This is a genomic window from Bradyrhizobium sp. Leo114 (assembly GCF_055229415.2).
Genome location: NZ_JBUYEN020000008.1, coordinates 220,200 through 237,834 on the forward strand (window position 1 = coordinate 220,200; position 17,635 = coordinate 237,834).

At 64.3% G+C, this 17,635-nt stretch carries 19 protein-coding genes; 12 read left to right on the plus strand and 7 right to left on the minus strand.

The features are described 5' to 3' along the window. Window positions 1-12 precede the first annotated feature (12 nt). Window positions 13-312 (plus strand): 4a-hydroxytetrahydrobiopterin dehydratase, encoded by a 300-nt coding sequence (locus ACZIRK_RS12445; protein ID WP_208823086.1) that lies wholly within the window; start codon window positions 13-15, stop codon window positions 310-312. Between the two features lie 111 nt (window positions 313-423). Next, window positions 424-807, plus strand: a complete 384-nt coding sequence (locus tag ACZIRK_RS12450) for a YkvA family protein (RefSeq protein ID WP_130227339.1) — start codon at window positions 424-426, stop codon at window positions 805-807. Here the strand turns inward: ACZIRK_RS12450 and ACZIRK_RS12455 are convergent, their stop codons facing one another. From ACZIRK_RS12455 to ACZIRK_RS12465, 3 genes are all read right to left on the minus strand, one after another. Further along, window positions 808-1,983: a TAXI family TRAP transporter solute-binding subunit gene (locus tag ACZIRK_RS12455; protein WP_028165177.1), complete on the minus strand. Its 1,176-nt coding sequence runs from the start codon at window positions 1,981-1,983 to the stop codon at window positions 808-810. It lies immediately after the preceding gene. A gap of 18 nt (window positions 1,984-2,001) precedes the next feature. Beyond that, window positions 2,002-2,868 carry a hypothetical protein gene (locus ACZIRK_RS12460; protein ID WP_130227338.1) on the minus strand — a complete coding sequence of 289 codons (867 nt, stop codon included), beginning with the start codon at window positions 2,866-2,868 and terminating at the stop codon, window positions 2,002-2,004. Window positions 2,869-3,221: 353 nt separating this feature from the next. Then, a complete protein-coding gene (locus ACZIRK_RS12465; protein ID WP_130227337.1) occupies window positions 3,222-4,196 on the minus strand; it encodes an NADPH:quinone oxidoreductase family protein in 975 nt (324 codons plus the stop codon). Between the two features lie 89 nt (window positions 4,197-4,285). Here ACZIRK_RS12465 and ACZIRK_RS12470 point away from each other — a divergent pair, with 89 nt between their 5' ends. The 8 genes from ACZIRK_RS12470 (at window position 4,286) to ACZIRK_RS12505 (ending at window position 13,272) form a co-directional block, all read left to right on the plus strand. Beyond that, window positions 4,286-5,125 carry an SDR family oxidoreductase gene (locus ACZIRK_RS12470; RefSeq protein ID WP_130227336.1) on the plus strand — a complete coding sequence of 280 codons (840 nt, stop codon included), beginning with the start codon at window positions 4,286-4,288 and terminating at the stop codon, window positions 5,123-5,125. Window positions 5,126-5,247: 122 nt separating this feature from the next. Beyond that, a complete protein-coding gene (locus tag ACZIRK_RS12475) occupies window positions 5,248-5,868 on the plus strand; it encodes an invasion associated locus B family protein (RefSeq protein WP_130227335.1) in 621 nt (206 codons plus the stop codon). A gap of 65 nt (window positions 5,869-5,933) precedes the next feature. Continuing rightward, complete coding sequence (gene rlmN / locus ACZIRK_RS12480) at window positions 5,934-7,148, plus strand: dual-specificity RNA methyltransferase RlmN (RefSeq protein ID WP_130227334.1); 1,215 nt, start codon at window positions 5,934-5,936, stop codon at window positions 7,146-7,148. Window positions 7,149-7,301: 153 nt separating this feature from the next. Next, complete coding sequence (locus tag ACZIRK_RS12485; protein WP_463327394.1) at window positions 7,302-7,787, plus strand: hypothetical protein; 486 nt, start codon at window positions 7,302-7,304, stop codon at window positions 7,785-7,787. Window positions 7,788-7,966: 179 nt separating this feature from the next. Further along, window positions 7,967-8,722, plus strand: a complete 756-nt coding sequence (locus tag ACZIRK_RS12490) for a phosphatase PAP2 family protein (RefSeq protein ID WP_130227332.1) — start codon at window positions 7,967-7,969, stop codon at window positions 8,720-8,722. 101 nt (window positions 8,723-8,823) lie between these two features. After that, a complete protein-coding gene (gene argG, locus ACZIRK_RS12495; RefSeq protein WP_130227331.1) occupies window positions 8,824-10,161 on the plus strand; it encodes an argininosuccinate synthase in 1,338 nt (445 codons plus the stop codon). A 192-nt stretch (window positions 10,162-10,353) separates the two neighbouring features. Continuing rightward, the gene (locus tag ACZIRK_RS12500) at window positions 10,354-12,111 is read left to right on the plus strand and encodes an alkaline phosphatase (protein ID WP_130227330.1); all 1,758 of its coding nucleotides are present in this window, start codon (window positions 10,354-10,356) and stop codon (window positions 12,109-12,111) included. A 225-nt stretch (window positions 12,112-12,336) separates the two neighbouring features. Next, complete coding sequence (locus tag ACZIRK_RS12505; protein WP_130227329.1) at window positions 12,337-13,272, plus strand: homocysteine S-methyltransferase family protein; 936 nt, start codon at window positions 12,337-12,339, stop codon at window positions 13,270-13,272. Between the two features lie 139 nt (window positions 13,273-13,411). On the opposite strand, the gene ACZIRK_RS12510 is transcribed toward ACZIRK_RS12505, so the two are convergent. Further along, a complete protein-coding gene (locus ACZIRK_RS12510) occupies window positions 13,412-14,347 on the minus strand; it encodes an OmpA family protein (protein ID WP_463327395.1) in 936 nt (311 codons plus the stop codon). Between the two features lie 271 nt (window positions 14,348-14,618). Between ACZIRK_RS12510 and ACZIRK_RS12515 the strand changes: the two genes are divergently transcribed. Both ACZIRK_RS12515 and ACZIRK_RS12520 read left to right on the plus strand, forming a co-directional pair. Then, window positions 14,619-14,975 (plus strand): hypothetical protein, encoded by a 357-nt coding sequence (locus ACZIRK_RS12515; protein ID WP_463327396.1) that lies wholly within the window; start codon window positions 14,619-14,621, stop codon window positions 14,973-14,975. Window positions 14,976-15,093: 118 nt separating this feature from the next. Continuing rightward, window positions 15,094-15,684 carry a hypothetical protein gene (locus ACZIRK_RS12520; protein WP_463327397.1) on the plus strand — a complete coding sequence of 197 codons (591 nt, stop codon included), beginning with the start codon at window positions 15,094-15,096 and terminating at the stop codon, window positions 15,682-15,684. Between the two features lie 197 nt (window positions 15,685-15,881). On the opposite strand, the gene ACZIRK_RS12525 is transcribed toward ACZIRK_RS12520, so the two are convergent. The 3 genes from ACZIRK_RS12525 to ACZIRK_RS12535 form a co-directional block, all read right to left on the minus strand. Then, window positions 15,882-16,124 (minus strand): hypothetical protein, encoded by a 243-nt coding sequence (locus ACZIRK_RS12525; RefSeq protein ID WP_130229005.1) that lies wholly within the window; start codon window positions 16,122-16,124, stop codon window positions 15,882-15,884. Between the two features lie 129 nt (window positions 16,125-16,253). After that, a complete protein-coding gene (locus ACZIRK_RS12530) occupies window positions 16,254-16,637 on the minus strand; it encodes a VOC family protein (RefSeq protein WP_130229004.1) in 384 nt (127 codons plus the stop codon). A 17-nt stretch (window positions 16,638-16,654) separates the two neighbouring features. After that, window positions 16,655-17,590 carry a glutathione S-transferase family protein gene (locus ACZIRK_RS12535; RefSeq protein WP_130229003.1) on the minus strand — a complete coding sequence of 312 codons (936 nt, stop codon included), beginning with the start codon at window positions 17,588-17,590 and terminating at the stop codon, window positions 16,655-16,657. Between the last annotated feature and the right edge of the window lie 45 nt (window positions 17,591-17,635).

Below are 17,635 nucleotides of genomic sequence, written 5' to 3' on the forward strand. Positions count from 1 at the left end.
TGGAGATTTGCCATGGCAGGACGGTTATCGGCGGAAGCGCGGAAATCGGCGCTGAAGGAACTATCCGGCTGGTCCGAGGTGCCGGGACGTGAGGCGATCGCCAAGACTTTCACGTTCAGGGATTTCAACGAGGCCTTCGGCTTCATGACGCGCGTCGCGCTGATCGCGGAGAAGCGCGACCATCACCCGGAATGGAGGAACGTCTACAAGACGGTCGATGTGGTGCTCGCAACCCATGACGCCGGCGGCGTCACGGCGCGCGACATCGAATTGGCCAGGGCGATGGAGGCGATCGCCAAGCAGGCTGGCTGAGAGAGGCGACTTCTCCTTGGATGATCTTGCAGGGCAGGCGGGAGGTCCCCACCTTTTGCGTCAGGGGTCGCGGGACCGTTTGGCGGCTGTGGTCCGAGGGAGCTTCTTCCGATGACATCATCCGAACACACTGTCGCTTTCGAGCCGGCCGATGGGCTGGCGCAGGACCGCGAGAGCGTGCGACGGCGTTTCTGGATCAAGTTGAAGCGGGTGGCGGCGAAACTGCCTTTCGCCGAAGATCTACTGGCGGCCTATTATTGCGCCTTCGACAAAGAGACGCCGCGCCATGTGCAGGCGGCGCTGCTTGGCGCCATCGCCTATTTCGTCCTGCCGTTCGACTTCGTGCCGGACGTGATGCCGGTTCTCGGCTTCACCGATGATGCTGCGATCCTGGCGACCGCGATCCGCATGGTCGCAAGCCACATCACGCCGGAGCACCGCGAAGCCGCCCGTGCCGCGCTGAAGCGCGGCATCGAGACGGCCGAGGAGATCTAGCTAGCGCTTCTCGCCTGTGCGCACCTGCGCGCGGGCATTGTTCTCCGCTTCCCAGGCCTGGAACTGCTTGAACAGCGCCTCCTTGTCGGCGTCCGTCTGCAGCTTGGCTGCGCCCGGCGATTGCTTCAGGAACTCATCGAAGCGACTGCGTGTCACCGCTTCCACGCTGTGCTTCTCCAGCCATTGCTTGGCCGACGGCAGCCGGGTCCAGTCTGGCAGCGGTGCAGCCAGCGAGACCTCCTTCCACTTCGGATGGAACGGCGGATTCTGGAAGGCCGGGAATTTCGTGAAGAAAGCGTCCACGAACAGCGCCAGCTTGCGCGAGCGCTCGGTGTTCGGCGCCCAATTATAGGCCGCGAGCACGGCAGGCACGGCGATGGTGTCGACGCGCTCCTGATCCGAAATCAGGTTCGGATAATCCTTCGAGGTGAGCGTCGCCGGCAGATAGTCGTTCTGCAGCGGCTTGTCATAGTTGACGGTGACGAGGTGGAAGCGGCCGTCATTGTTGAATGTGCTGACGGATTTGTACGGCTTGCCGCCGGTCACGATCACGGCGTCGATTTCACCGGCCTTCAATTTCTCCATTGCGATGCGCTGCTCGATGTAGAGAAATTTCGCCTTCATCCCGAGCCGCTCGAACACTGTCAGCGCGGTGACGAAGGTGCCGCCATTGGGCAGGTCGACACTGACGATCCTGCCGTCGAGATCCTTCAGGGTCTTGATCGTCTTCGGCGCGACGACATGCATCTCCTCGTTATAGAGCTTGGTCACATAGGCGAACTGCCTCTTGATGTCCTTCGCAAAGCCCTTTCTTTCGAGATAGTCCAGCGTGTCCGCGCGGACGATGCCAAGATCGACGCCCTGCAGGAACAGGATATCGGCGACGCTCTGCACGGAGCCGCGCCCGACGATCGGCAGTACGCGCAACTTGTTGCCGTCGTCGAGCACGGAAGCGAGGTCGGCGCCGAACTGGACGTAGGTGCCGCCGATCGTGCCCGTGATCAGCGTCACCGTGTTGGCGTTCAGGTTCTGCTTGGTGGCGGCCGAGCCGAACTGGAAGATGGCCCTCAGGCTGTCGCTGACCTTGGCCGGATCATATTCGGTTTCCTCAGCCCGTACTGTCGGGCCGCAAATCATCGTCAGGGCGAATAACGCCACTCCAAACAATCGCAGCATGTGCTACCCCAAAAAGGTTCAATCTTGCATTTGTGTGAGACGTTGCTGGGCGTGTTGCGAGCCAAGCTCGGCCGCCCGGCGGTACCAGATCCGCGCCTGAGCCGGATCGGGCGTGATGGCGCGCGCATCCTTCGTTCCCAGCACCAGGGGATCGTAGGTCCGCGCCAGCAGCAGCGCCGCGTCGGCCTCCTGCGCATCGGCGGCGCGCTCGAGCAGCAGCCGTGCGGCTGCGATATCGCCGATCGCAAGCAGGCTGTTCGCCCGCTTCATCAGTGCGCCGAGCTCGTCGGGACTGACCTGTCTTGCCGGCGGCGCAGCGGGCGGTGCCGCTTGTACTGCGGCGGATGGCGCGGGTGGAGCGGCTGCTGGTGCCGGTGGAGCGGCAGATGGCGGTGCCACCGACCGGACCACGGCCTGGCCGCCCTTGATCGCCTCCTGATACGCGGCCGTGATTTGCTCGCGCGACGGCGGACCTGAATTGGTCGATGGTGGCGGTACAGGCTCGCTCACGGGTTGCGGCAGCGCCGCCATGACGGTTCGGGCCTGCACTTGCGAGGTGCCGAGCAGCCACGTCTTGGCGGTGGCCGTGATGTTATGCGTGACGTCTAGCGAAACCAGCAGGACAGCCGCCGCTGCGGCGGCAGCGATGAGAAGACCACTCGTGAGCAACGAGCGGCCGAGCGAACGTTCGAGAGAACCTCGCCGATATTTCGCACCGCTGTCCTCGTCGAGAGGGTATGACAGGAACAGCGGGGCGGGCTCGTCTGTGTCGATGTCGGTATCCGATCGATACGACCGCTGGTAGCGATACTCTGCCAGCTCAGGATCATCGATATCTACGTCATGCGCCTGTCTCGGCGTGACGCGTGATGAAATATCCACCATTTTGACGCTTCCCGTTACACAATACGCAACGCATGGGGCATCTCTGGTTGTCTCTTGCTTCTTGTCGGCTTTCCCCGAGTGCCCGCTAACGGGAACTTACGCACTGCGAATGAGCCCAAAAAACGGCCCTGACCTGCGGGAATTGGGACTTATTTTGGTTCGATTATGGCAAAAATGCCCTATTCACTAAATTAAAAATGGTGATTTTGGGAATAAGTTCCGCATTCGGAACTAACCCGGTCAGTTAATTCACATAGTTAAATGAATTGGGGTCACGGGGTAAGTGCGCGTGATTCCGTAATAGGAGAGCGCGGCGCCTGGATGGCGCCACAACTCACGCGCGTGTCGCCTCTTTATGGATGCAGGATCACCTTGCCCATCGCCTTGCGGCCGGCGAGCACCTTCAGTGCTTCCGCCGTTTGCGACAGCGGGAAGGTGCGATCGACATGCGAAGAGATTTTTCCTTCGGCGGTCCACTGCACGAGCTTCTGCAGGTTCTTGCGGTTCTTCTCGGGGTTGAGCCGCGTCCACGCGCCCCAGAACACGCCGCGGATATCGCAGCCTTTGAGCAGCGCAAGGTTGAGCGGCATCTTCGGAATGTCGCCGGCGGCAAAGCCGATGACGAGAAAGCGGCCTTCCCAGGCGATGGCGCGGAGCGCAGCTTCGGCGTAGGTCCCGCCGACGGGATCGAAGATGATGTCGACGCCCTTGCCGCCGGTCAGCGCCTTTAGGCCCTCTTTCAGATCTTCCTTGGCGTAATTGAGCGTCAGCTCGGCGCCATGCTGCTTGGCAAACTCAAGCTTCTCGTCCGAGGAGGCGCAGGCGATCACCTTCAGGCCCATCAACTTGCCGAGCTCGCAGGCCGCAAGCCCCGTGCCGCCGGCGGCGCCAAGCACGGCCAGCGTCTCGCCCGGTTTCGGGCTCGCACGATCTTCCAGCGCGTGCAGCGCTGTGCCGTAGATGATGATGATCCCGGCGGCGCGATCGAAATCGAGATTGTCGGGAATCTTCACGATCGAATTCGCCGGCAGCGCGATCTTCTCGCGCGCGCCATTGTGGCCGCAGGAGGCGACCACGCGATCGCCGGGCTTGAGATCAGTGACGCCGTCGCCGACGCTCTCGATCACGCCGGCGACTTCTGCCGCGGGCGAGAACGGGAACGGCGGCTTGATCTGGTACTTGCCCTGGATCATCAGGATGTCGAAGAAATTCAGGGCCGCGGCTTTGATCGCGATCACCGCTTCGCCCGGTCCGGCCACGGGATCGGGCACGTCAGCCAGCACGAGATCGTCGGGTTGGCAATATTCTGTGCAGAGAATGGCTTTCATGGATGCACCTGATTTTCGGACACAGAAGGATTACTCGCTTCATGCCGGATTTGAAGCCGGGCGACAATACAACGCGGAGGGATCAAACAATGTTTGAAAAGAGCCTGCTGGCACACAAGCGGATCCTCGTCACCGGCGGCGGCTCCGGGCTTGGCGCAGCGATGGGGCGACGCTTTGCCGAGCTCGGCGCCGAACTGATCATCTGTGGCCGCAGGACGGAATTACTGCAGCACACGGCGACGAGATTGCGCGACGATCTCGGCGCCAAGGTCACTACAATCACATGCGACATCCGCGACGGCGCGGCGGTGGATGCGATGATGGACGCGATCTGGCAGGAAGCGCCGATCGACGTGCTCGTCAACAACGCGGCCGCAACCTTCATTGCACAGACTGAGCATCTCTCATTCCGTGCTGCGGACGCGATCCTGGCGCCGACGCTGCACGGCACGATGTATTGCACGCTTGCCGCCGGCAAGCGGTGGATCGAGAGCGGGCACAAAGGCGTCATCCTCTCGATCCTCTCGACCTCGACGATCACCGGGCGCGCCTTCACGGTGCCGTCAGCGATGGCGAAGTCGGCGGTGCTTGCGATGACCAAGAGCCTTGCCGTGGAATGGGGGCCAAAGGGCATCCGCACTGTCGCGATCGCGCCGGGCGCATTTCCGACGCCGGGAGCAACCGGCCAGCTCCGGCCCGAAGGGCGCGAGGAGAGCTGGGCGCACCGCAACCCGCTGGGCCGTCCCGGCGGGCACGGCGAGCTCGCCAACCTCGCGAGTTTCCTGATCTCCGACCAGGCCGGCTACATCAATGGCGAGATGGTGGTGCAGGACGGCGGGGCGCATTTGCGCAGCTCCGGGGCGGAGGACCTCCTGCATTGGACCGACGCGCAATGGGAACAGCAGCGCGCCTCGCGTACCAAAAGTTAATGCGGCGGAACCGCGCGCCATGCCCCTAACTACCTTCCCAAAAAGGCCTTTTCCGGCTATTGCATCGCGCCGGGGACGACGCCGGTTGGGCCATCTTCCAGTCACAATGATAGGGGAACCAGTTGTCCGTGCGGCAAATACTGACATCTCTGGTTGCAGGCGCCCTGCTTTGCGCGACGACTTCCCTTGCCGTGGCGCAGGGCGGTTCCCCCAAGGCGGCCACCAAGGGCGCGGCAAAGTCTGCGGCCCCGGCCAAGCCGGAGGGCGCTGCGGCGGCTGCCGCGGCCGGGGGCGCCGAACCGACCCTGATTGGCCAGTTCGGCACCTGGGGCGCCTATACCGCGACCCCGAACGGCAAGAAGGTGTGTTTTGCGCTGGCAAAACCGTCGTCGTCGAAGACCAATCCGCCGAATCGCCCGCGCGATCCGGCCTACGCCTTCGTCTCGACCCGTCCGGCGGAAAAGGTCATCAACGAAGTCTCGATCATGATCGGCTACACCCTGAAGCCCGGGTCGGAATCGACGCTCGAGGTCGGCGGCGGGTCGTATGCGATGTACACCCAGGGCGACGGGCTCTGGATCAAGAACGCCGCAGAAGAAGAGCGCATGGTCGAAGCCATGCGCAAGGCTGCGGACCTGACCGTGAAAGGCGTCTCGGCCAAGGGCACCGAGACGACGGACACGTTCTCGCTCAAGGGCCTGTCGCAGGCGCTCGATCGGCTGGCGCAGGACTGCCGGCGCTAATTCAGCCTGAAATCCGCGCATTTCCCGCCTTTCCAGCGCCTGCTGGAAGGCCTATGTGATGTTTCATGACCGACACCCTCACCAGCCAGAGCGATCGCGCCAGCACCGCGCTCGTGGAGAAAGTTCCGCTCGAGACCTATGTGCCGCCGGCCAAGCCGTCGCTGATCGGGCTGTCGCGCACGGAGATCGCCGAGCGGCTCGGCGAGATCGGTGTGCCGGCCTCGCAACGCAAGATGCGCACCCAGCAGCTCTGGCACTGGATCTATTTCCGCGGCGCCAAGAGCTTTGCCGAGATGACCAACGTCTCGAAGGAGATGCGCAGCGAGCTGGAGAAGCATTTTACCGTCGACCGGCCCGAAGTGGTCGCCGAGCAGATTTCGAACGACGGCACCCGCAAATGGCTGTTGCGGCTGCCCAGCGGCAATGATCTTGAGAAGCCGCATGAAGTCGAATGCGTCTATATCCCCGAGACCGATCGCGGCACGCTCTGCGTCTCCTCGCAGGTCGGCTGCACGCTGAATTGCGCCTTCTGCCACACTGGCACGCAGCGCCTGGTGCGTAACCTCACGGCCGGCGAGATCGTCGGCCAGGTGATGGTGGCGCGGGATCGGCTGAACGATTGGGCCGACCGCGAGAGCGGCGGCCGCCTCGTCACCAACGTCGTGATGATGGGCATGGGCGAGCCGCTCTACAATTTCGATGCGGTGCGCGATGCGTTGCTCATCGTTGCTGATAATGAAGGCATCGGCATCTCCCGCCGCCGCATCACGCTGTCGACCTCGGGCGTGGTGCCGAACATCATCCGCACCGGCGAGGAGATCGGCGTCATGCTCGCGATCTCGCTGCATGCCGTGCGCGACGAGTTGCGCAACGAATTGGTGCCGCTCAACCGCAAATTTCCGATTCAGGAATTGCTGCAGGCCTGCCGCGACTATCCCGGGGCCTCCAACGCGCGGCGCATCACCTTCGAATATGTGATGCTGAAGGGCATCAATGATTCGCTCGATGACGCCAAGCTGCTGGTGAAGCTGCTGAAGGGCATTCCGGCGAAGATCAACCTGATCCCGTTCAATCCCTGGCCGGGCACGCGTTACGAATGCTCGGACTGGGAGCAGATCGAGAAGTTCTCCGAATATATCTTCAACGCCGGCTATTCCTCGCCGGTGCGCACCCCGCGCGGCCGCGACATCCTCGCCGCCTGCGGCCAGTTGAAATCGGAGACCGAAAAACTCTCCGCCCGCGAGCGCCAGGCGCTGCGCGCAATGGCGATGACGGATTGAGACGATCTATGCACCGAAACTCGTCATGGCCGGGCTCGTCCCGGCCATCCACGTCTTTCCGAAGCTTCGAGGCAGGCGTGGATGCCCGGGTCAAGCCCGGGCATGACGGTGGAGAGTAGTGTCGCGGGTACGGTCTGACGGTGGAATGAAGCCATGGCACTGATCGGCCGCGTCTTCCTGATCCTGTTCGCTTTCCTTGCCTCCTGTCTGGTGGCGGGCATGATCATCGTCGTGGCGGTGCTCTATCCGGAGCTGAGCGATATCGGCACCGGTCAGATCGATCAGAACGCCATCAACATCGTGCTCGGCTTCATCTTCATTTCCGGATTCGCGCTGCTGCCGGCGCTGATCGTGGTGCTGATCACGGAAGCCTTCAATGTCCGGGGCGCGCTGAGCTATGCGATCGGCGGCGCGATCGTCGGGGCCGCCTGTTATCTCGGCCTGGTTCCGTTCGACCCCGATACGTTCCGGTTCGAGGGCATCGTGCATCGCCATCTCGAGATCATGACCGGCGCCGGCATCGTCGCGGGTCTGGTGTACTGGCTGATTGCGGGCCGCACCGCCGGCGCCTGGCGCGAGCCGCCGCGCAAATTGCCGCCGCCCCCGCCACTGCCGTCACAATCCCGGCCGCAGCCGTGAATGGAGCTGTCATTGCGAGCCACCGGGTCGGCGCGAAGCGCCGCCCGACGACAGGCTCCGCGAAGCAATCCATGCAGCTGCGCGTGCGGAGAGGTGGATTGCTTCGTCGCTATCGCTCCCCGCAATGACGGTTGAATTCGGGGTTTCCACATCCCGCCGCCTCGGGTAAACCGCGCGCCATGAACCGGACCGGACTTTTCATCGCGCTGGGGCTTGCGGTCGTGATCGGGCTGTTGTTCGGGCTCTTTCCCGAACTCGACCTGAAGCTCGGTGCGCTGTTCTACGATGCCGCGCAAAAAACCTTTCCGCTGAAGCTGAACGCTGTCGCGTCGTTTGCGCGCGATGCGGCGATGTGGATCGCATGGGGATTTGCGCTGCCCGCGATCGCTGCGTTCGTCGTCAAGATGATCCGGCCCGACCGGCCGATGCTGATCTCGGGCCGCGCCGCGACGTTTCTCCTGGTGACGCTGCTGCTCTCCGCCGGCGTCCTCACCAACTTCACCTTCAAGACCTATTGGGGCCGGCCGCGACCGGTGGCGGTGACCGAGTTTGCCGGCGACAAGAGCTTCGTGCCGTGGTGGGATCCGCGCGGCACCTGCGGCCGCAACTGCTCGTTCTTCTCCGGCGAGGGGGCGACTGCGTTCTGGACCTATGCGCCGGCAGCGCTGGCGCCGCCGCAATGGCGCGCCCTGGCGTTTGCGGCGGCGACCGTGTTCGGTATCGCCACCAGCGCCCTGCGGATGGCCTTTGGCGGGCATTTCTTCACCGACGTCGCGATTGCCGGCATCGTGACCTACCTGGTGATCTGGCTCGCCTATGCCCTGATCTACCGCTGGCCGTCGACGCGGGTGACGGATGCCCAGGTTGATGCCGCGCTAACCCGGTTCGCGCGACGGTGGCGCCGGCGCGAGACGGACCCCAGGCCGTCGATATGAGCGACGTCATAAAGGCCGCCATTAATCACGTGCCCATCAGCGCGAAATTTGATATTCGCGCAACTTAACAGCAAACGACTTTACGACCGATTGGACGCTCCATGAGTACGATTTTGAAAAGCCTGCCCAAGGGCGAAAAAGTCGGCATCGCTTTCTCGGGCGGTCTCGACACCAGCGCAGCGCTGCTATGGATGAAACAGAAGGGCGCGCGCGTCTTTGCCTACACCGCGAACCTCGGCCAGCCCGACGAGTCCGACTACAACGAAATTCCGCGCAAGGCCATGGAGTTCGGCGCCGAGAAAGCCCGCCTCGTGGATTGCCGTATGCAATTGGTCCACGAAGGCATTGCCGCGATCCAATCCGGTGCCTTCCACATCTCGACCGGCGGCGCCACCTATTTCAACACCACCCCGCTCGGTCGCGCCGTGACTGGCACCATGCTGGTCTCGGCCATGAAGGAGGACGGGGTCAACATCTGGGGTGATGGCTCCACCTTCAAGGGCAACGATATCGAGCGGTTCTATCGCTACGGCCTGCTGACCAATTCGAACCTGAAGATCTACAAGCCCTGGCTCGACCAGCAATTCATCGACGAGCTCGGCGGCCGCGCGGAAATGTCGGCGTTCATGACCGCGCAAGGGTTCGCCTACAAGATGAGCGCCGAGAAGGCGTATTCGACCGACAGCAATCTCCTCGGTGCAACCCACGAGGCCAAGGATCTCGAGAGCCTGCAAAGCGGTATCAAGATCGTCAATCCGATCATGGGCGTGCCGTTCTGGCGCGACGACTGTGTCGTCAGGGCCGAACAGGTCACCGTGCGCTTCGAGGAAGGCCAGCCCGTCGCGCTGAACGGCCAGACTTTCCCGGACCCGGTGGCGCTGTTCCTCGAGGCCAACGCCATCGGCGGCAGGCATGGTCTTGGCATGAGCGACCAGATCGAGAACCGGATCATCGAGGCAAAGAGCCGCGGCATCTATGAAGCTCCCGGCATGGCGCTGCTGCACATCGCCTATGAGCGCCTGATCACCGGCATCCACAACGAAGACACCATCGAGCAGTACCGGATCAACGGCCTGCGCCTTGGCCGGCTGCTCTACCAGGGGCGGTGGTTCGATTCTCAGGCTCTCATGCTGCGCGAAACCGCCCAGCGTTGGGTGGCGCGCGCCATCACCGGTGAGGTGACGCTCGAGCTGCGCCGCGGCAACGACTATTCGATCTTGAACACCGAGAGCCCGAACCTGAGCTATCAGCCGGAGCGGCTGAGCATGGAGAAGGTGGAGGATGCGGCGTTCACGCCGGCGGACCGTATCGGCCAGCTCACAATGCGCAACCTCGACATCGCCGATACCCGCACCAAGCTGGATCTCTACGCGGAGACAGGCTTGCTGTCGCTCGGCGAGGGCTCGAACATCTTGAGGCTCGATAGCGACAAGAGCTGAAGCGTGTGAGCTCCGTAGCCCGGACTACGCTTGCGCTCCATCCGGGCTACGGACTGCGACGATCCATCGCCGGTATCCAGGCTCGATGTGTAATGGACGCGTCATTCGGCGCGGCTAGTCTCGTCGCCTGCGCGCCCGTGACCTCCGTACTGCAGCCGGACGGCGCGGGCGAACAATTGTGGGGCGCAAATCATGATCAAGCCATTTGCCGGTGCCGCTCTCCTCGTCCTGTTGTCCGGATCGCCGACGCTAGCCCAGACGATCTATCCGATCGACCGCGCCGACATCCTCGCCAGCGCCCATTTCGACTTCAAGGTCGAGTTTCCCGATCGCGTTGATCCGGCGAATGTGAAAGTCACGGTGAACGGCGCGGATTATTCCGCAGCGTTCGGCCAGCCCGGCACCTTCGTGGAGCACGAAGACGGCAAGGAGCAGTCGGCCCTGATCGTTCGCGACGTCGCATTGACCAAGCCCGGAAGCGTGAAGGTGGAAGTCTCTGACGGCGCACGCAGCCGCACTGTCGTGTGGTCGGTTTACGACACCGGTCCGCGCAAGGCCAAGAACGTGATCCTGTTCATCGGTGATGGACTGTCGCCGGCGCATCGGGTTGCGGCGCGTATGCTCTCCAAGGGAATTGCGGAAGGCAAAAGCCTCGGCAAGCTTGCCATCGACGACATGCCGCATATGGCGCTGGTTGCGACTGCCGGCTCCGATTCGATCATCACCGATTCGGCGAATGCGGCCAGCGCCTACGCCACGGGCCACAAGACCGCCGTCAACGCGTTGGGTGTCTACGCTGATCGCTCCACAAGCCCGTTCGATGATCCCAAGGTCGAAACCATCACCAGCGTCGCGAAGCGGCGGCTTGGTCTGGGCATCGGGATCGTCACCAACACCGAAGTCGAGGATGCCACACCGGCGGCAATGGTCGCGCATACCCGCCGCCGCGCCGCCTATGATGAGATCGTCGCGCAGCTCTTCGCCGCCAAGCCCGATGTCCTGATGGGAGGAGGCAGCGCGAATTTCCTGCCGCAAGCAGCAGCGGGAAAGCGCAAGGACGACATCGATTACATCGCCCGCTTTCGCGATGCCGGCTATCAGGTGGTGACGACAAAGTCCGAGCTTGATGCCTCGGCTGCGAAACCCGACACGAACAAGCTGCTGGGACTGTTTGCCTCCGGCAACATGGACGGCGTCCTGGACCGCAAGTTCCTCAAAGGCGGCAGCGTCGGCAAGTTTCCCGAACAGCCCGACCTGACCGAGCAGGTGCAGGCCGCGCTGAAAGTGCTGTCGAAGAACGATGCCGGCTTCTTCCTGATGGTGGAATCGGGACTGATCGACAAATACGCTCATCTCCTGGACATGGAGCGCGCGGTCTACGACACGATCATGCTCGACAATGCCGTTCGTTTTGCGCGCGACTGGGCGCAGGCCCGCGGCGACGACACCTTGATCCTGGTGGTGGCGGACCACAATCATCCCAACAGTCTTGTCGGCACCATCAATGACGACATGACTAAGACGCCCAACGTCCCGTTCCGCGAACGCGTCGGCGTCTATGACAAGGCGGGATTCCCCAACTATCCGGCTGCCGATGCGGAAGGCTATCCCTCGCGGGTGGATGTCAGCCGGCGGCTCGCGATTTTCTCGGCCAGCCTGCCGGACCATTACGAAACCTTCCGCCCCAAGCTCGATAACCCGAATGATCCGACGGCGAAGGGCGATGAGCCTGGGACTTTCAAAGCCAACGACAAATACAAGGACGTTCCGGGAGCCGTGCTACGCCCCGGCAATCTGCCGGCGATGATCGGCGCCAGCGTGCATTCGGGAGAAGACGTCATCCTGACAGCAACCGGCCCAGGCAGCGAACGCGTTCATGGTTCGATGGACAACACGGACGTCTTCCGTGTCATCGCCGATGCGCTGGGACTTGCCGCACCGGCGCCGTAGCCTCGCGAGCTCTTGTAGCGTGGGCGAAGCGAAGCGTGCCCGCGATCAACACTCCGCTCGGAGGCGGGCACGCTACGCTTTTGCCCATCCCGACAGGTTCTGCGTTCACGCCTCTGCGCGCGGGAGCCATCTGGAAGTCGCGACAATATGAGGCACCAGCCGGCCCAACCAAACCCGGCATTGGCCGACCTACCGGTGACAGCCCTTTTGATCACGGAGGCATCAATGGCCAAGTATCGGCACGACCTGCCACAGCGGCGCGGCGGCATCTTCCTGACCGACGGCGGCATGGAAACGACGCTGATCTTCCACCACAGCCTCGAGCTGCCGCACTTTGCCGCTTTCGTCCTGCTCGATTCCGCGGATGGTCGTGAGCACCTCAAGCGCTACTACGAGTCCTACCTTGCGATTGCGCGCGCGAAGGGCACCGGTTTCGTGCTCGACAGCCCGACCTGGCGCGCCAATCCGGATTGGGGCGTCAAGCTCGGCTACGACGCGGCTGCGCTGACATCGATCAACGTCCGTTCGATTGAGTTCCTGAACCATCTGCGAACCGGCTGGGAGCGGCCGAACATGCCCTGTGTCATCGATGGCGCGATCGGTCCGCGCGGCGATGGCTACAAAGCCGGCAACATGGATGCATCGGAGGCGGAAGCCTATCATGCGCCACAGATTGCCGCCTTCGCGGAAGGCGGCGCCGACATGGTGACGGCGTTCACGCTGAACGGGATCAATGAGGCGATCGGCATCGTCCACGCGGCCAAGGCACACGGTATTCCGGTGGCGATCTCCTTCACCGTCGAAACCGATGGTCGTCTGGTGAAGGGTGAAACGCTGCGTGAGGCGATCGAGGCTGTCGATCGCGCCACGCAAAACGGGCCGGAATATTTCCTGATCAACTGCGCGCATCCGTCCCATTTCGCAGGCGCGTTGAGCGCGGGCGACACGTGGGCCGGGCGCATCCATGGCGTCAGGGCCAATGCGTCGGCCAAGAGCCACCAGGAGCTCGACGAATCCGAGACGCTCGATGCCGGCGATCCCACCGATCTCGGCCGCCGCTATGTCGACCTCCGGCGCTCGTTTCCCGGCATGCACATTCTCGGCGGCTGCTGCGGCACCGACCATCGCCATGTCGCCGCGATCTGCGAAGCCTGCCTATAGCCGAGTGGCCCGCAATGACGGGCTCGTAGGATGGGTCGAGCGAAGCGAAACCCATCAAAAGTCTGAAGCGAATTCGTGGTCACTGTCGAAACAAAAATGGCCGGGATCGCTCCCGGCCATTTGTTCGAAATCGCTCGCCTCAGCGCGGTGTGCTGGGTGGTGGCAGTGAAGCGGTGCCGCCGTTGAGCAGCGGGGTGATGCGGCGGACAGTGACGCGCCGGTTGATGCGGCTCGGTCCGTCCGTCTGCTCCTTCAGATACTGCTTGCCGTAGCCCTGCGACGTCAGGTTCTCCGCCGGCACACCGAACTGCTGGGTCAGCAATTCAGCCGCGGACTGCGCACGGCGATCCGACAATGACAGATTGTCGACGTCGTTGCCGACCGCGTCGGTGTGTCCCTCGATCAGGAACACCTCGCGCGGGTTGCGCTGGATCGCGCGGTTGAGGCCGTCGGCGATCACCTGCAGCCGAGCCGCCTGGTCCGGCGGGATAGTCCACGATCCCGTCTCGAAGTTGATCGTGTTGACGTCGATGCTCGGCATTTGCATGCGAACATTGGGGCTGTAGCGGATCTCGTCGAGCGAATAGCGCCGTTCGATCCGTTGTACCGGCGGTGCCTCCATGGTCTCGTAGATCACGTCCGGCGACGCCTCCTGGGCGTCGACGATGTAGCGATCGTAGGGAATGTTGACCACGGGCGGCGGCACGTCGACATAGAAGCCGCCGACCGCCCGCGGATCGCGGTAGCTGTTGTCGATGATGACGATCTCGCGGCCGCCGGGGTCCCTGCGGATTCGCCGCAGCAGCGTGCCGTCCGCACCAACCACGGTGATCACCTCGCTGCCGTCGGGACGGACCACGACGGTGCGGGTTTCGCCGCCGATCGTCTCGCTCCGGATGTCGCGAGCGCCATAGCGGAAGCGATAGAGATCGTTGCCGCGGACGTACTCCTGCCCACTCGGGTCGCGGATGATGATGCGATCCGGCTCGGTGTAGACGGTACGGCCGCCTTCGACGACTTCCTGTCGCTGGTTGCGGAGGTCGGCGATTGTCGCGCCGATCACGGCGCCGGCCACCACGCCCGCACCGATCGCGAGCGGCGTCAGGTCACGCTGCGGCGGACGCGGCGGTGGTGGCAGCGGCGCTGCGACCGTAGGTGCCGCCCGGAAGGCCGGCGCAATCGTCGGCGGCGCGTATTGCGCCCTGTTGGGCGGGGGCGCTGCGGCGGGCGTGCCGGGGACGACGGTCGGCGCAGCGGCTCCGGGGGGAGGAGCTGCAGGCCGGGGCGGGAGGCCGGCTTGGGGCGGCGCAGTCGGAGTTCCGGCAGCGGGTGCGCCGGCAGGCGGTGTGCCTGCAGCCGGAGGCGGGCTCGCTGGCGTGCCGGCGGCAGGAGGTGTCGTCGTCGCTGCGCCAGGCCGCACCGGCGAAGGCGTCGGAGACGGGCTTCCCGCGGCCGGCGGCGTTGCGGGTGTCGGCGTTGCCGCAGGCGCAGGCCGAGTCTGCGTCGGCGTGGCGGTGGGGGCCGCCCCGGGCTGCTTGGCGCCGGCGGGCGGCGTGCCTGCAGCGGGAGGCTGGCTCGCCGGCGTACCGGCGGCGGGAGGTGTCGTCGTCGCCGCGCCAGGCCGTGCCGGCGAAGGAGTCGGAGACGGACTTCCCGCGGCTGGCGGCGTTGCGGGTGTCGGCGTTGCCGCAGGCGCGGGATGAGGCTGCGTCGGCGCAGGCGCGGGCTGCTTGGCGCCGGCGGGCGGCACCTCCTTTTGCGCGCCGCGCGGTGGCGTCGGAGTGGCTGGCGTCGTGGGCGCAGCGGGCGGCGTCGCCGCGGATGGAGGCGTGGGCGGCTGCGTGCGCGCCGGCGGCGCTGCAGTGGGCGGCGTCGGAGTATGCGGCGCTGCTGCCGGAGGCGGCGTCGGACGCGCCGGCGGAGCAGCAGACGGAGGTGGAGCTGTTGGTCGTTCCGGAGCAGCGGCTGGCGGCGGAGTCGGCCGTGCCGGGGCGGCAGGCGGGGGCGTTGGCCGCTCTGGAGCAGCGGCTGGAGGCGGAGTCGGCCGTGTCGGCGCGGCAGGCGGAGGCGTTGGTCGTTCCGGAGCGGCGGCCGGCGGCGGTGTCGGCCGTGCCGGCGCAGCAGCCGGAGGCGGTGGTGCCGGTCGCGCTGGCGCAGCGGCCGGTGGAGCGGACGGATGAGCAGGCGGAGCGGCGCCAGGCGGCTGCGGCGGTGCGGGCTGCTTTGGCGCGCCGGCCGGCGGCGCTGCCTTCGGTGGCTGCTTCGGCTTTCCGTCGGGGCCGAGTTCTTCCTTCGGCGCCGCTGCCTGTGCCACGACGAGTGGCGCGGTTTGCGCATGCGATGCGAAGCTGGCTAGCTGCGTCACCGTCAATGCGGTCGTGGCAAGCAGCACGAGGCGGAGGTTGGTCATGATTGCAGGTCCCGGGAAAGTTCTTGGTAAGGAAGGAGGATGGGCGGGGGCCGAATAGCTCGGCGGTCGGATCAACGGTTATTCGTTAGGCCGCAATGTGGCGGGCGACAAAGGGGAAAGGCTTTTTATTTCAGCGTTGCAATGACTTGCAAGCAAACTTGTTCATTGCTCATTCAGACGAGACTTGCAAATCGCGATCTCACCATTGTTGCTTGCGTGGTTCCGCGGCATCGGTCGGATTCGGCGGAGGCGGTCCGTTCGGCCCGCGAATCGGCAATTCATCCGGCAGCTTGCCGGGCAGTTCGTCAGGTACTGGCGGTTCGCCGGGCTCACGTGCCGGCGGCGGCACCTCAGGGCGCGGACTCCCCGGAGGGATTCCGGGAGGTGGTTCGCTCGGCGTGCCTGGTGTTGGCGGCGGAACCTCGGGCGGTTCGATCGGCATCTACGTAACCGTGCCGTTGTTTCCGATCGCGGCGCGCGGATCATCACGCGTCATGGTTCGCTCCGTTTCTGTTTCGGAAGAACGATAACGGCACGCATGCTGTGATGTTCCGGCGGTCCAAGCCCGGAACTATTCCGGCGCGTGGCAGACCGCTTCGATGTTGTGGCCGTCGGGGTCGAGCACGAACGCGCCGTAATAGTTGGGATGATAGTGCGCGCGGATACCGGGCGCGCCATTGTCGCGTCCGCCGGCTGCGATCGCTGCCTTGTAGAACGCATCCACGGTTGCGCGGTCCTTTGCCACGATCGCGACATGCAGCGGCTTTTCAAGCCCGCCTTCACCGCCGATCCAGAAATCCGGCTTGCCGCCCGCGCCGAAGCCGGCCGCCCGGTCAGCGCCGTTCTCCTGCGTGACTTTCATGATCAGCGTGTAGTCGAGCGGCGCGAGCGCCTGCTGATAGAACGCCAGGGAACGCTGATAGTCGGAAACCGGAAAACCGATGTGATCGATCATCAAGCAACTCCTTCGGCCTATCTGCCCTGATCAAACACCAGAAAGCCGGCCCGCGGGAAGTGCACCACCACCTCGCCGGCGCGGGGGTCGTGCCTGCGGATCGCGATATGCTGCGAAGACAGGGAAACGATCTCGCCGCTCACTTTGATCTTGCCGTAGTCATCGGGCATCACCTCGACCTGGTCGCCCGGCTTGCGGTGGTTGGGATCGTAAGGGTCGGCCAGCACGGTGGTCCGCGGCGCAGCATTGGCGGCGATGTCGAGCGCGGAGGCGGGCGAGATTTCCTTGCATGGCTTGTGCTCGATGGCGCGAATGCGCGCCTCCCATGATCGCGTGGCGGGGAACTCGAACAGCAGCTTGTCGAGGTCGGGAAGGTTGGTGCGCACGTACCAGATATTCATGTAGGCGTTGACGTCGCACAGGCTGGCGCTATCGCCGCACATCCAGCTATGGCCGTTGCGAAGCTGGGCTTCGATCCATTGCAGGTGGGCACGAAACTGATCGCGCATCTGCGGGATCGCTTCCCGCATGGCGGCAACATCAAATTTGGCGCCGCGCAGCTTTTCGCGGTCGTCGATGAACTCCTGCGGCACATTGTCGGCCACCGAGCCGAAGATCAGGTTGACGGTGTTCTGGAAGAACGGACGGTCGGTCCACATCGCGGTCGCGGCGGCAAGCCCGTAATACCCGCTCGGGAACAGCGTCGGCTGCGGATAGCGCCGTTCCAGTTCGCGGACGATGCATTGGGTGTCGCAGTAGATATCGGCGCCGATCTGCAGCACCGGGGTCCGCCGGTAGCCTCCCGTCAGCGGCATCAGATCCGGACGGGGCATGATCCGGGAAATCAGCACCGAGGTCCATGTCACGTTCTTCAGCGCCAGGATCAGGCGGATCTTCTCCGAGAACGGCGATTGAGGAAAATGATGGAGGATGACCGGGTAGTCGGGACTCATCGTTCCCTCCTGGATAGACGCCGACGGAAGGCTAACCCCGGCCTG

What these genes read in the sequence shown, in the direction of transcription:
- ACZIRK_RS12445 (WP_208823086.1), top strand. Translation starts at nt 13, where the DNA reads ATGGCAGGACGGTTATCGGCGGAAGCGCGGAAATCGGCGCTGAAGGAA.
- ACZIRK_RS12450 (WP_130227339.1), top strand. Translation starts at nt 424, where the DNA reads ATGACATCATCCGAACACACTGTCGCTTTCGAGCCGGCCGATGGGCTG.
- ACZIRK_RS12455 (WP_028165177.1), bottom strand. Translation starts at nt 1,983, where the DNA reads ATGCTGCGATTGTTTGGAGTGGCGTTATTCGCCCTGACGATGATTTGC.
- ACZIRK_RS12460 (WP_130227338.1), bottom strand. Translation starts at nt 2,868, where the DNA reads ATGGTGGATATTTCATCACGCGTCACGCCGAGACAGGCGCATGACGTA.
- ACZIRK_RS12465 (WP_130227337.1), bottom strand. Translation starts at nt 4,196, where the DNA reads ATGAAAGCCATTCTCTGCACAGAATATTGCCAACCCGACGATCTCGTG.
- ACZIRK_RS12470 (WP_130227336.1), top strand. Translation starts at nt 4,286, where the DNA reads ATGTTTGAAAAGAGCCTGCTGGCACACAAGCGGATCCTCGTCACCGGC.
- rlmN (WP_130227334.1), top strand. Translation starts at nt 5,934, where the DNA reads ATGACCGACACCCTCACCAGCCAGAGCGATCGCGCCAGCACCGCGCTC.
- ACZIRK_RS12485 (WP_463327394.1), top strand. Translation starts at nt 7,302, where the DNA reads ATGGCACTGATCGGCCGCGTCTTCCTGATCCTGTTCGCTTTCCTTGCC.
- ACZIRK_RS12490 (WP_130227332.1), top strand. Translation starts at nt 7,967, where the DNA reads ATGAACCGGACCGGACTTTTCATCGCGCTGGGGCTTGCGGTCGTGATC.
- argG (WP_130227331.1), top strand. Translation starts at nt 8,824, where the DNA reads ATGAGTACGATTTTGAAAAGCCTGCCCAAGGGCGAAAAAGTCGGCATC.
- ACZIRK_RS12500 (WP_130227330.1), top strand. Translation starts at nt 10,354, where the DNA reads ATGATCAAGCCATTTGCCGGTGCCGCTCTCCTCGTCCTGTTGTCCGGA.
- ACZIRK_RS12505 (WP_130227329.1), top strand. Translation starts at nt 12,337, where the DNA reads ATGGCCAAGTATCGGCACGACCTGCCACAGCGGCGCGGCGGCATCTTC.
- ACZIRK_RS12520 (WP_463327397.1), top strand. Translation starts at nt 15,094, where the DNA reads ATGGAGGCGTGGGCGGCTGCGTGCGCGCCGGCGGCGCTGCAGTGGGCG.
- ACZIRK_RS12525 (WP_130229005.1), bottom strand. Translation starts at nt 16,124, where the DNA reads ATGCCGATCGAACCGCCCGAGGTTCCGCCGCCAACACCAGGCACGCCG.
- ACZIRK_RS12530 (WP_130229004.1), bottom strand. Translation starts at nt 16,637, where the DNA reads ATGATCGATCACATCGGTTTTCCGGTTTCCGACTATCAGCGTTCCCTG.
- ACZIRK_RS12535 (WP_130229003.1), bottom strand. Translation starts at nt 17,590, where the DNA reads ATGAGTCCCGACTACCCGGTCATCCTCCATCATTTTCCTCAATCGCCG.